The sequence below is a fragment of the Solirubrobacter pauli genome (assembly GCF_003633755.1).
Classification (GTDB): Bacteria; Actinomycetota; Thermoleophilia; order Solirubrobacterales; family Solirubrobacteraceae; genus Solirubrobacter; species Solirubrobacter pauli.
Genome location: NZ_RBIL01000001.1, coordinates 2,917,883 through 2,930,774, shown reverse-complemented (window position 1 = coordinate 2,930,774; position 12,892 = coordinate 2,917,883). Strand labels below are relative to the sequence as shown.

Sequence of the window (12,892 nt, the reverse complement as noted above, 5' to 3'; positions counted from 1 at the left end):
CCAGTGCGTCTGGCCGCGAAGCTCTGCGTCGTCCTCACCGCGCCGCTCCTGACGGCGGCCGCGCCGCCGCTCGCCGCCGCCCAGACGCCGACGCTCGACGATGCCCTGAAGGCCACGACCGACGCCGTCACCGCGCCGGTCGAGCAGGCGCCCGCGGCTCCGGCGCCGACGGTCGCCCCGCCGAGCCCGGCGCCCGCGACGACCGAACCGGTCACCGAGAGCACGCGACCCGCGACCGAGCCGGTCGCTGAAGGGACGCGCCCGGCCACCGACGCCGTCGCCGAGCCGGCCCAGCCGGTCACCAAGACGGTCGAGGAAACCACGCAGCCGGCCACAAAGGCCGTCGCCGACACCGCGCGGACCGTCACCGAGGCGGTCGCCGAGACCGCGCGCCCCATCACCGACGCCGCCGCCGAGACGGCCCAGCCGGTCACCAAGACGGTCGAGCAAACCACGCAGCCGGTCACGAAGGCTGTCGCCGAAGCCGCGCGCCCGGTCACCGGCGCCATCGCCGAGACGGCCCGGCCGATCACCAAGACCGTCGCCGACACCACGCGCCCCGTCACCGACGCCATCGCCGAAACGGCCCGGCCGATCACCAAGACCGTCGCCGACACCACGCGCCCCGTCACCGACGCCATCGCCGAAACGGCCCGGCCGATCACCAAGACCGTCGCCGACACCACGCGCCCCGTCACCGACGCCATCGCCGAAACGGCCCGTCCGATCACCAAGACCCTCGCGGCCACCACGCGCCCCGTCACCGAGGTCGTTGCCACGACCACGCGCCCCGTCACCGAAGTCGTCGCCGACGCCACCCGGCCGACCGCGAACGGGGTCGACGCCGGGGCCGACCCGCCGGTCGGCGACGCCGCTCGCCCCGTCGGAGGGACGAGCGGGCCGGTCGCGCAGGTCCCGGTGGCGCGGCCCGCCGACCGCGTCGCTCGCACTCAGCCGACGACGTCGGTCGTAGTCGTGGAGCCGACGTCCTTCGCCGCGCGCACGGAGCCGGCGCGCGACCGCGTGACCATCTCCGCGGCCGCTGTCGCCAATCCCACGCGCAACGAACCCGCCCCGCCGACGAGCGACGCGCTCTCGGCCCGGCCCAGCGAAGGCGCGGTACGTGCCGTGCTCGCGCCGGCCCGTGCCCTCGCGCCGCCCCGCGTCGCTGCGCAGGCGCTTCCCGGCGCGCCGCGACACGTGTCGACGCACCTCGCACGGTCGGCTCCGACGGCGGTCCGCACCGCACCGGCCGACGTGCCGTCCGCCGTTGCCCCGGCGGCCTCGACCGCCCGGCGCGCCGACGCGACCGTGTCCGATGCCACGCCGTCCGGCGCCGCCGTGAGCTCCGGCGCGTTCTCGGCGGCCGGCTCCGGCTCCGGGACGGGCGCGATCGCCCTCCTCGCGCTCGCCGGGCTCGGCTGTGCGGCCGTGCTCACCGTCCTTCCCCTGCTTGCGCCGCTGAAGCGGCCCGTCGCCTTCATCTCGCTGACCGAGCGCCCCGGCTGAGGACTTCCGAGTCCCCAGCCCCATTCACGCTCGACTTCAGGAGATGACATGTTGGACAGCCCCATCGCGCCTCGTGCGCGGAAGTGGACGCTCGGCGTAGCGCTCGCCGGGCTGCTGGTGGCGCCGCCCGTCGCGGCCGCCGGCACGCCGGATCCGAAGACCGGCTGGCGCGGGCGCGCCATCGAACGGCCGGAGCCGTCGCGGCCGGTGACGGAACCCGCGTGGCCGCGGGGATGGTCGGCCGGTCCGGTCGCCATGGGCACGGGTGCCACCGCACGCGGGTCGCGCCGGGTCCGCGCCGTGCAGCGTGAGCTGCGCCGGCGCGGGTATCGCGTCGGCCGCGTGGACGGACGGTTCGGTCCGCGCACGCGCGGCGCCGTCACGTGGTTCCAGATCAAGCACGGACTCCGCCCGACGGGCACGGTCGACGCCGGCACGCTCGCCGCGCTGCGCAGCCGCCGCACGCCGGTCACGCGAGCTCCGGAGCCTTCCCCCGCGCCGGTCCGCGCCGCCGCGCCCGTGCCCGGGGCGACCAACGCCTGGCTCGCGATCCTCCTGGCGATCATGACCGTCGCGACGCTGGTGCTGGCCGCGCTGCGGCTGCGCCGCGAGCGCCCGACGCCCTCGATCCCCCAAGAGCCGCCCAGGGCGACGGGCTTGCGCGACGTCCTCGGCTACGTCGTCGCGGACCGGCACGCGGGCGCGGAGGTCGCCGCCGCCACCGCGGCGATCGCCGCCTGGTGCGAGGCCCGCGACTGGCACCTGGAGCGCGTCATCCACGACGCGCCGCAGGTCGGCCGGCCGAGCCAGCGTCCCGGGCTGGCGTACGTCATGGACCGGATCAGCACGGGCCAGAGCCGAGGATTCGTCGTGCGACACCTCAGCGACATCGCCGACTCGGCGGCGGACCTCGCCCCGATGCTGGAGCGCATCAACGACGCCGACGCCTTCGTCATGGCGGTCGACGAGTGGCTCGACACGAGCCTGCCGCCCGGCCGGTTGACCGCCGGGGCGCTGGTGGAGCTCGACGACTACAAGCGCGCACGGGGCACCGCCCGGGCGCGGGACGGGTTGGCCGCCGGCCTCCGCGAGGTCCCCGAGCTGCGCGCGCGGGTGGTCGCCATGCGCGAACGGGGGCTGTCGCTGCAGGCCATCGCCGACGCGCTCAACGCCGCCGGCGTACCCACGCTGCGCGGCGGCGGCCGCTGGCAGCCGGCCGGCGTGCAGGTGCTCGTGGGCTACAAGCCGCCGCCCGCGCAACGGCCGCTGCGGGAAAACGGATGAGGAGGCGTCGACCCCACTCGTCACACTCCCCTGCGTGCTCATCACGGTCGAAGGCCTCGACGGCGCCGGCAAGACGACGCTGGTGGCCGGCCTGGCCGAGCACCTCGACGCGACCGTCCTGCGCGAGCCGGGCGGCGTCGAGCTCTCCGAGCGCATCCGCACCTTGGTCCAAGATCCCTCACTCCACGTCGACCCGCGCGCCGAGGCGCTGCTCTACGCGGCCGCCCGCGCGCAGCTCGTCGCAGAGCGGCTCGAGCCGCTGCTCGAGGCGGACACCACCGTGATCCTGGACCGCTTCGTCGACTCGAGCCTCGCCTACCAGGGCGGCGGTCGCCGCCTGGGCGTGGACGAGATCCGCGCGCTCAACGCGTTCGGCACCGCCGGCCTGGTGCCTGACCGGACCCTGCTGCTGCGCGTCGCGCCGGAGGTGGGGCTCGCGCGGATCGCCGGTCGCGAGGCGGACCGGCTCGAACGCGCGGGGGGAGAGTTCTTCGCCCGCGTGGCTATGACGTACGACGAGCTCGCCGCGGCCGAGCCGCACCGGTTCGTCGTCCTCGATGCCGCACTGCCCCCAGACACCGTCCTCGCCCACGCGATTGAAGCCCTGACATGAACGAAGCCCTCTCACTGCTCGCCGACGCCTTCGACGACCCCGTCAACGCGGCCTTCGCGCTCGAGCAGCTGCGCACCCAGTGGCGCGAGCTCGACCCCGATGAGCGCGCCGCGCTCACGCCGCTGGCCCAGCTCGCCGCCAGGCGAGCCGAGGAGGCCAAGGCGGCGCAGCCCGCGGAGGCCGCGCGCGCCGCGACCGACGCCGACCTCGCCACCCCGGGCGAGGACGAGCTGCGCGCCGCGCTGCGCTTCGGCGTGAGGCCCACCACCGACTGACATGCACGAGGCGCTGGGACTGCTCGCCGACGTCTTCGAAGCACCCGCGGCCAACGCGGCGATGCTCGACGAGCTCCGTGCGCGCTGGCGCGACTTCACGCCCGAGGAACGCGAGGCGCTGACGCCGCTCGCCCAGCTGGCGGCGCGCCGCGTGGCCGCCGTGCGAGAGCCGCAGACGACCGCGGCGCCGCCGGCGTCGGGACAGCCCAGGCTCGGCCCGACCGCCGCCTACGTCGCCGAGCGGCGCGCCGCCGGCGGGGACGGCACCCCACCGCCGCCGGTCGCAACCTCGCCGCCCGCCGCTGCGCCGCCGCGGGCTGCCTCGTCGCCCGCCGCCGCGCCGCCGCGTGCCGCCGCTGCGCCGCCGCAGGCCGCCTCGTCGCCCGCCCCCGCCGCCGCGCCTCCGCAGGCCGCCGGCCCCTCGCCCGCCCGCTTCGCCGCCGAGCGCCCGCCCCGCCCGCCCGCGGACGTCTCCCCCGAGCAGCTCCTCTCGCTCGTCGGCCTCGACCACTTCCGGCCCGGCCAGCGCGAGGCCGTGCAGGCCGCGCTCGACGGCCGCGACGCGCTCGTGGTGATGCCGACCGGCGGCGGCAAGAGCCTCTGCTACCAGCTGCCCGCGCTCGCCACCGACGACCTGACCGTCGTGATCTCGCCGCTGATCGCGCTGATGCGCGACCAGTGCCAGCGACTCACGGACCTCGGGCACCCGGCGGTGATGCTCGCCTCGGGCGAGGACAACCAGACCGCGCTGGACCAGATCCGCAACGGCCAGGCGCAGGTCGCGTTCGCCGCGCCCGAGCGGTTCGCCAGCCCGGCCTTCCGGTCCGCCCTCGCGGCGCGCACGCTCGCGCTGTTCGTCGTCGACGAGGCGCACTGCGTGTCCGAGTGGGGGCACGACTTCCGCCCGGACTACCTGCGCCTGACGACGATCATCCGCGAGCTCGGCCACCCGCCGACGATGGCGTGCACGGCGACCGCGACCCCGAAGGTCGCCGAGGAGATCGTCACGCGCCTCGGCCTCAGGGACCCGGAGCGCGTCCGGTCCGGCTTCGACCGGCCGAACCTCAGCTTCGACGTGCTGCCGTTCGACGGCGAGGGGAGCGTCGCCCGCAAGCGCGCCACGCTCGTCGCGGGCGTCGAGATGCCGGAGAACCGCCCGGCGGTCGTCTACTGCGGCACGCGCAAGAGCACCGAGGAGATCGCCGCGCTGCTCAACGCTCCCGCGTACCACGCGGGGATGCCGACCGAGCAGCGAACGCGCGTGCAGGACATGTTCATGCGCGGCGAGGTCGACGTCGTCGTGGCCACGAACGCGTTCGGCATGGGCGTCGACAAGGCCGACGTGCGCTCGGTCTGGCATTGGGCGCTCCCCAGCAGCCTCGAGGCCTACTACCAGGAGGCGGGCCGCGCCGGGCGTGACGGCCGGCCGGGACGTGCCGTGCTGCTCGCCTCCCGCAGCGACCTCGGCCGGCTCGTGCGCTTCATCCAGGAGGCCGAGGTCACGGTCGAGCAGGTCGCGTCGCTCGTCAACCGCCTGCGCAACCAGGGCGACCTCGAGCTCGACGCGGGCGTCGACCGCGACCGCATCCTGCTGGCCGTCGCCGAGCGGGCCGGCGCGCTCACGCTCTCACCCGGCCAGGGCGGCCGCGTGCACATCACGCTCGCCGACCGCCCGCTGGACCGCGGGCGCGTCGCGGAGCTGTGCCGCGCCGCCAAGGACCGCCGCTGGCAGTCCTACCGCTCGATCGAGCACTACGCCGACGCCAGCAACGACCGCTGCCGCCGGCGCCAGCTGCTCGACCACTTCGGCGACCCGACGCCGGTCGCCCCCACCGGCCGCTGCTGCGACGTCGACGACCCGCCCGACTGGCTGCCGCCGATCACCGTCGCCAAGGCCAAGGCGAAGAAGGCTCCGATCGTCGAGGACGGCCCGCCCGTGGACGAGGACGACCTGAACGCGCTCAAGGCCTGGCGCCGCGAGCGAGCCGACGGCAAGCCCGCCTACACGGTGGCGACGGACGCCACCTTGCGCGAGGTCATCCGCCGCCGCCCGCGCAGCAGCGACGACCTACTCGCTATCAAGGGCATCGGCCCGTCGTTCGTCGACAAGCACGCCGACTCGCTGCTGGAGCTGCTCGCTCAGTAGCCGTCCGGGTGGGCGGAGTGCCACGTCCACGCGTCCCGGATCATGTCCTCGAGCGTCTTCTCGGGCGTCCAGCCGAGGCCTTCCCGGGCGCGCGCGTTCGACGCGACCAGCTGCGGCGGGTCGCCGGCGCGGCGGTCCTGCTCGACGACCGTGATGTCACGCCCGGTGACCGCGCGCGCCGTCTCGATCACCTCGCGCACGGAGTAGCCGCGCTCGGAGCCGAGGTTGTAGATCGCGTGCTCGCCGGGCACGGCCTTGTCGACCGCGAGCGCATGGGCGACCGCCAGGTCGTCGACATGGATGTAGTCGCGCACGGCGGTGCCGTCGCGCGTCGGGTAGTCCGTGCCGAACAGCGCGACGCTCTCCCGCTTGCCGGCCGCCGCCTGCAGCACCAGCGGGATCAGGTGCGTCTCGGGCTCGTGGTCCTCGCCCAGCGCACCGCTCGCCCCCGCGACGTTGAAGTAGCGCAGGGACACCGCGGCGAGCCCGTGCGCGCGGGCCTCGTCGGCGAGCATCCGGTCGACCGCGAGCTTCGAGTTCCCGTACGTGTTGACCGGGACGTTCGGCGTCTCCTCGGTGATCAGCTCCACGTCGGGCTCGCCGTAGGTGGCGGCGGTGGAGGAGAACACGATCCGCCCACAGCCGTGCGCGCGCATCGCGTCGAGCAGGTTGAGCGCGCCGACCACGTTGCCGCGCCAGTACTTCTCGGGCACCTGCTGGGACTCGCCGACCAGCGACATGGCGGCGAAGTGCAGCACCGCGTCGAACCCGCGGGCGAGCACCGCGTCGACGGCGTCCGCGTCGAGCAGGTCGACCTCGACGAAGTCCGCGCCGTCGGGAACCGCCGCGCGATGCCCTTTATAGAGCGAGTCGAGCACGGTGACCTCGTCGCCGCGCGCGACGAGGTACTGCGCGACGATCGAACCGATGTAGCCGGCGCCGCCGGTGACGAGAAGTCGCATTGCAGGCGAGGGTACTCAGGCGGCCGTGGCGACCTGGATCGCTTCCCGTCGCCGACAAGGCCCTCGAGGGCGGCGACTTCGAGGTCGTCAGCGAAGCTGGTCCACGGCCTTGGCGATCCGTCGCGCGCGGGTCTCCGGCCGCTTGGCGTCGTGCAGGCCGAACAGGATCGAGTAGCGGTCCTGGCTCTTGAGCGCCGCGAAGGCCTCGGCGCAGCCAGCCGCCTCGAGCGCCTCGCGCAGATCCTCCGGCACCTCGATCCTCGACGCCGGCGCGTAGGCCGAATCCCAGCGCCCGTCCGCCTTCGCGGCCTCGACCTCGGCGTGGCCGGCCGGCCGCATCCGCCCGTCCGCGATCAGCTGCTCGCAGCGCCCGACGTTGATCTGCGACCACTTCGAGCGCGCCCGCCGCGGCGTGAACTTCTGCCGGTAGTGCGTCTCGTCCAGGCCCTTGCGCTGCCCGTCGATCCAGCCGAAGCACAGAGCAACTTCGATCGCTTCGACGAAGTCGACCGTTGGTAGCCCTGTGCCCTTCTTCGGGAACACCAGCCAGACGCCGTCCGCACTCGCGTGGTTGACCTCCAGCCAGGACTCCCACTCCTCGCGGGAGGCGAATGCGCGGTCGTCCATGCGCGCCGGATCGTACACTCGGACGGGTATGCCACTGCGCCTGATCACGGTCCTGGTGGCCGCGCTGGCGCTCTGGCCGGCCAGCGCCCTGGCCCAGGAGGCGACCGCGACGCCCGGCCCGCCCGACAGCGCGTCGGACGCCGTCAAGCTCATCTACGAGGACTACCGGCGCGACGGCAAGATCGACGTCTGCGACCACGACCGCGCCGACCTCGAGGACGCGCTCGACACGATCGAGCCCGACTTCGACACGGACTACCCGGACTTCCGGGAGGCGGTCGAAGCCGGCATCCAGCGCCACGACAACGGCCGCTGCGACGACGCCGAGAAGACGCCGACCGCCACCGCGACGGCGACGGCCACGCCGACCGCGACGGCGACGGCGACCCCGGACGACGGCACGCTCCCACCGCCTGACGACGGTGGGACCGACGACGGCGCGATCCCGCCGCCCGACGACGGCACGGCCACGCCCGAGGACGGCACGCTGCCGCCCGAGACCACCGTGGACCCGAACCCGACCGTCCCGCCGACGACGGCCACCCCGGTACCGACCGTGGCGCCGGCCGCGACCCCGGCTCCGAGCGCCACGCCGGGCCTCGTGTCGACGAAGGCCGACCGCAGCAAGCTCGTGATCCCGGGGGTCCTCGTGCTGCTCGCGGTGGTCGGCGCGCTCGCGCTCGCGCTGTTCGGACGGAACACGCCCGCCTGGCGCGAAGCCGCGTTCCGCACGCGGACGACGTGGGCGGATTTCACCGACTGGCTGAAGCTCGGCCGATAACGGTTTAAAGCGGACAGAGCGGGGCTTTCGGGGGCTGCCCGCACCCGTCCGTTCGGTAGAATTTGCTCTGCAAAAGCAGGATTTTCGCTCTCTGCCTCGAAACGGCGGCGCCGTCTAGATTCCGTCCGGCACCGGGTGCAATATCCACCGCCCGCACTTTTTGGAAGTCCCTGCCGAGGGAGATGGAAGCACCATGGAAAAGACGTCGCCGCAAACCACGCTCACGCAACCGACTCGCGCCCCTGAAGCGCTGAGCGTGCGTCGGCTGTTCACGCGGCCTGGCGTGCACCCTTACGAGGCTGTGGAGTGGGAGTCCCGCACCGCCGCCGTCGGCTCTTTCCGCCAGGACGACGTCGAGTTCCCCAAGTCGTGGTCGCAGAACTCCACGAACATCGTCGCCCAGAAGTACTTCCGCGGTCAGCTGAACTCGCCGACGCGTGAGCGCTCGGTCAAGCAGATGATCAACCGCGTGTCGGGCACGATCGCCGACTGGGGTCGCGAGCGCGGCTACTTCGCCTCCGAGGAGGACGGGGACACGTTCGAGGCCGAGCTGACGCACATCCTCCTGCACCAGATCGCGGCCTTCAACTCGCCGGTCTGGTTCAACGTGGGCTTCGAGGAGTCCCCGCAGTGCTCGGCCTGCTTCATCCTGAGCGTCGACGACACGATGGACTCGATCCTCGACTGGAACACGCGCGAGGGTCGCATCTTCCGCGGTGGTTCCGGGTCGGGCATCAACCTCTCGAACATCCGTGGCTCGATGGAGCCGCTGGCCAAGGGCGGCACCGCCTCCGGCCCGGTGTCCTTCATGCGCGGCGCCGACTCCTGGGCCGGCACGATCAAGTCCGGCGGCAAGACGCGCCGCGCGGCCAAGATGGTCGTGCTGGACGTCGACCACCCGGACATCCGCGAGTTCATCTGGTGCAAGGCCAAGGAAGAGGACAAGGCCGCCGCGCTGCGTGACGCCGGGTTCGACATGTCGATCGACGGCGACGGCTTCCACTCGATCCAGTACCAGAACGCCAACAACTCGGTCCGCGTCACGGACGAGTTCATGCAGGCGGTCGAGGACGACGCTGATTGGCACCTGATCGCGCGCACCACGGGCGAGCCCGTCGGCGAGCCGGTCAAGGCGCGCGAGCTGATGCGCGAGATCGCCGAGGCCGCGTGGCGCTGCGCCGACCCGGGCGTCCAGTACGACACGACGATCAACCAGTGGCACACGTCCCCGAACTCGGGCCGCATCAACGCGTCCAACCCGTGCTCGGAGTACATGCACGTGGACGACTCCGCGTGCAACCTGGCGTCGCTGAACCTGATGAAGTTCCGCCGCCCGGACGGCACGTTCGACACGCAGGCGTTCGAGCACGCCGTGGACATCGTGTTCCTGGCGCAGGAGATCGTCGTCTCGCCGTCGAGCTACCCGACCGAGGAGATCGGCAAGAACGCCCGCGCGTTCCGCCAGCTCGGCCTGGGGTACGCCAACCTCGGCGCCTTCCTGATGGCCAACGGCTTCGCCTACGACTCCGACGAGGGTCGCGGCGCCGCCGCCGCCATCACGGCGCTGATGACCGGCCGCGCCTACGCGCAGTCGGCCAAGATCGCCGGCGCCATGGGCCCGTACGACCGCTACGCGGAGAACCGCGAGGCGCACAACGCCGTCATGCGCATGCACCGTGACGCGTCGTACGCCGTGCCGGACGCCGCGGTCGGCGACACGCAGCTGCTGGCCGCCGCGCGCGAGACGTGGAACGACGCGGTCGCGCTGGGCGAGCTCTACGGCTACCGCAACGCGCAGGCGACGGTGCTCGCGCCCACGGGCACGATCTCGTTCCTGATGGACTGCGACACGACGGGCATCGAGCCGGACTTCTCGCTCGTCAAGTACAAGGAGCTCGTCGGCGGCGGGACGATGATCATCGCCAACCGCACGGTGCCGATGGCGCTGCGCACGCTGGGCTACGGCGAGGCGGCGATCGAGCAGATCGAGGCCTACGTCGCCGAGCACGGCACGATCGTCGGCGCCCCGGGCCTCGCGGGCGAGCACCTCGAGGTGTTCGACGTGGCGGTCGGCCAGCGCGCGATCTCCGCCGCCGGCCACGTGAAGATGATGGGCGCGGTCCAGCCGTTCCTGTCGGGCGCGATCTCCAAGACGGTCAACATGCCGCAGGACTCGACGGTGGAGGACATCGCCGAGGCCTACATCAACGCGTGGAAGCTCGGCGTCAAGGCGCTGGCCATCTACCGCGACGGCTCGAAGACCGCCCAGGCGCTGCGCACCGACGCGCAGGACTCCAAGGAGCTCCCGGCCAAGGCCGAGGCCGCTCTGGAGGCCGGCGAGGAGATCTTCACGCAGACCGAGGTCGACGAGCTGGTGGCGGTCGCGGTCAAGAAGGCCGTCGACAAGGCGCTCGCCCGCGAGGACGAGCCGCTGCGCAAGCGCATGCCGCGCGAGCGCAAGTCGCTCACCCACAAGTTCTCGCTCGGCGGCCACGAGGGCTACATCACGGCCGGCATGTACGAGGACGGCTCGGTCGGCGAGATCTTCCTGACGGACATCGGCAAGGAGGGCTCGACCCTCCGCGGCATGATGAACTCGTTCGCGACGGCGATCTCGATCTCGCTGCAGTACGGCGTGCCGCTGGAGACGCTGGTCCGCAAGTTCGCCTACATGCGCTTCGAGCCGGAAGGGATCACCACCAACCCGGAGATCCCGTTCGCCAAGTCGATGCCGGACTACATCATGCGCTGGCTCGCCTCGCGCTTCCTGGACGCCGACACCCAGGAGGAGCTCGGCATCCTCACGCAGGAGGTCCGTGCCAAGGCGATCGCGCAGAACACCGCGCCCTCGTCCGACACGGCCGGCCCGGCGAACGGCAACGGCGCCCCCAAGGCGCTCGCCCCGGCCCCGGCGGCCCCGGTCACGGCCGTCCCGGCCACCGCGGCGCTGACCGAGACCCCGCCGGTCGTCCCGGTGAAGATGGTCGGCCTGGACCTGGGCCCGGCCTGCAACAACTGCGGCGGCATGATGCAGCGCACGGGCTCGTGCTACACGTGCTCGTCCTGCGGCAACAACACCGGCTGCGGCTGATCCCCGCGGCTGAATAGCTTCACTCGACGGGCCGCCTTGCGCGGCCCGTCGTCGTTCTAGGCCAGGTTCCCGCGGGCCTTGACGAGGCGCTCGTCGAAGCTCGCGAGCTCGACGTCGACGTGCCCGCGGCGCTCGGCCTGCACGACCGTCGCCAGGGCGATCAGTAGCCGGTACCCGTCTTCACCCGCCGGCGGTCCAGCTCGTGCAGGCCACCCTTGACGTCGAGCGTCGCGCAGGCCTGGGCGATGTCGGCGGCCAGGGTCTCGGCGAGCGAATGGCCGAGCGAGCGCTTGACGAGGACGCGCATGATCGTCGTGTGGTCGGCGTTCGGCGGGAGCGTGTACGCCGGCACCATCCAGCCGCGCTCGGCGGCCAGCTGGGAAGCGACGTCGAACTCGTCGTACGCGCGATCGGCCTCCTTCAGCCTGAAGGCGACGAGTGGGAGCTGCTCGGCGCCCGGGTCGCCGACGAGCTCGAAGTGGCCGGTCGCGACGATGCGCTCCGCCAGCCGGCGCGCGTTGGCCTGCAGCACCTCCATGACGCCCCGGTAGCCCTCATGGCCGTAGCGGACGAACGTGTAGTACTGGGCGAGCACCATGCTCGCGCCCGTGGAGAAGTTCAGCGTGAAGGTGGCGTCGCGCTTGCCGAGGTAGTTCTCGTAGAACACGAGGTCGTCCGGCAGGTCCTCGGGCGTGCGGAACACGAGCCAGCCCAGGCCCGGGTAGACGAGCCCGTACTTGTGGCCTGAGACGTTGATCGAGCGCACGCTGGCGAGCCGGAAGTCCCACGGGGTGTCCGGGTGCAGGAACGGCCAGACGAAGCCGCCGCTCGCGGCGTCGACGTGCATCGGGACCTCGAGGCCGCGCTCGGCGCGGAGCCGGCCGAGCAGCGCGTCGATACCGGCGATGTCGTCGGCGTGGCCGGTGAACGTCGTCCCGAGCACGGCGGCGACGCCGATCGTGTGCTCGTCGACGTGTGGCTCGACGTCCTCGGGCCCGATCGTGAGCTTGTCGGGTCGCAGGGGGATGATCCGCGGCTCGACGTCGAAGTAGCGGCAGAACTTCTCCCAGACGACGTGCACGTCGGCGCCGAAGACGAGGTTCGGGCGGTCGGCGGCCTGCCCGGCGGCCTCGCGGCGGCGGCGCCACTGCCACTTCAGCGAGAGCGCGCCGAGCATGATCGCCTCCGACGAGCCCTGCGTGCGCGTGCCCGTCGTCGGGCCCGGCGCGTGGAACAGGTCGCCCAGCATCCGCACGCAGCGCTGCTCGATCTCCGCCGTCTGCGGATACTCGGCGTGGTCGATGTAGTTGCGGGCCAGGTTGTCCGTCACCACCTGGACCGCCTCCGGCTCCATCCACGTGGTCACGAACGTCGCGAGGTTCCGCTCCGGGATGCCGTCCAGCACCATCTCGGACTCGATCAGCCGCAGCGCCTCGGACGCGGGCATGCCGGCGTCGGGCAGCCGGCCGTCGGGCGCACTTGCGCGCAGGAAGGCGTCGCCGTAGGGCACCGCCGGGTTCTCGAGCGTCATGCGCCGATGTTCCACCGCGGCCGTTACCGCCGCATCACACCGACCGGCGCTCGGCGCCGCCACGTCGACGAGC

Annotated in this window: 10 protein-coding genes; 7 read left to right on the top strand and 3 right to left on the bottom strand. The window is 73.0% G+C overall.

Annotation, left to right across the window (positions count from 1 at the left end):
- The first annotated feature begins 3 nt into the window (after window positions 1-3).
- From C8N24_RS13875 to C8N24_RS13855, 5 genes are read left to right on the top strand one after another with little or no spacing between them, the layout of a single operon-like run.
- Entirely contained in the window at window positions 4-1,509 is a 1,506-nt protein-coding gene (locus C8N24_RS13875; protein ID WP_121250712.1) for a hypothetical protein, read from the top strand.
- Window positions 1,510-1,557: 48 nt separating this feature from the next.
- The gene (locus tag C8N24_RS13870) at window positions 1,558-2,793 is read left to right on the top strand and encodes a peptidoglycan-binding protein (RefSeq protein WP_121250711.1); all 1,236 of its coding nucleotides are present in this window, start codon (window positions 1,558-1,560) and stop codon (window positions 2,791-2,793) included.
- 34 nt (window positions 2,794-2,827) lie between these two features.
- Window positions 2,828-3,406: a dTMP kinase gene (gene tmk, locus C8N24_RS13865; protein ID WP_121250710.1), complete on the top strand. Its 579-nt coding sequence runs from the start codon at window positions 2,828-2,830 to the stop codon at window positions 3,404-3,406.
- A complete protein-coding gene (locus tag C8N24_RS13860; RefSeq protein WP_121250709.1) occupies window positions 3,403-3,681 on the top strand; it encodes a hypothetical protein in 279 nt (92 codons plus the stop codon). Before tmk ends, C8N24_RS13860 begins: the two co-directional genes overlap by 4 nt.
- 1 nt (window position 3,682) lies before the next feature.
- Window positions 3,683-5,827 (top strand): RecQ family ATP-dependent DNA helicase, encoded by a 2,145-nt coding sequence (locus C8N24_RS13855; RefSeq protein ID WP_121250708.1) that lies wholly within the window; start codon window positions 3,683-3,685, stop codon window positions 5,825-5,827.
- On the opposite strand, the gene galE is transcribed toward C8N24_RS13855, so the two are convergent.
- Entirely contained in the window at window positions 5,821-6,789 is a 969-nt protein-coding gene (gene galE, locus C8N24_RS13850) for a UDP-glucose 4-epimerase GalE (protein WP_121250707.1), read from the bottom strand. The two genes, C8N24_RS13855 and galE, sit on opposite strands and share 7 nt — an antisense overlap.
- A gap of 87 nt (window positions 6,790-6,876) precedes the next feature.
- Window positions 6,877-7,416 carry a YdeI/OmpD-associated family protein gene (locus C8N24_RS13845; protein WP_121250706.1) on the bottom strand — a complete coding sequence of 180 codons (540 nt, stop codon included), beginning with the start codon at window positions 7,414-7,416 and terminating at the stop codon, window positions 6,877-6,879.
- 28 nt (window positions 7,417-7,444) lie between these two features.
- Between C8N24_RS13845 and C8N24_RS13840 the strand changes: the two genes are divergently transcribed.
- Both C8N24_RS13840 and C8N24_RS13835 read left to right on the top strand, forming a co-directional pair.
- Window positions 7,445-8,197: a hypothetical protein gene (locus C8N24_RS13840; protein ID WP_121250705.1), complete on the top strand. Its 753-nt coding sequence runs from the start codon at window positions 7,445-7,447 to the stop codon at window positions 8,195-8,197.
- 193 nt (window positions 8,198-8,390) lie between these two features.
- On the top strand, window positions 8,391-11,288 hold the full coding sequence (locus C8N24_RS13835) for a vitamin B12-dependent ribonucleotide reductase (RefSeq protein WP_121250704.1): 2,898 nt from the start codon (window positions 8,391-8,393) through the stop codon (window positions 11,286-11,288).
- Between the two features lie 160 nt (window positions 11,289-11,448).
- On the opposite strand, the gene gad is transcribed toward C8N24_RS13835, so the two are convergent.
- Window positions 11,449-12,819, bottom strand: coding sequence for a glutamate decarboxylase (gene gad, locus C8N24_RS13830; protein WP_121250703.1), 1,371 nt, complete (start codon window positions 12,817-12,819; stop codon window positions 11,449-11,451).
- Window positions 12,820-12,892: the final 73 nt, after the last annotated feature.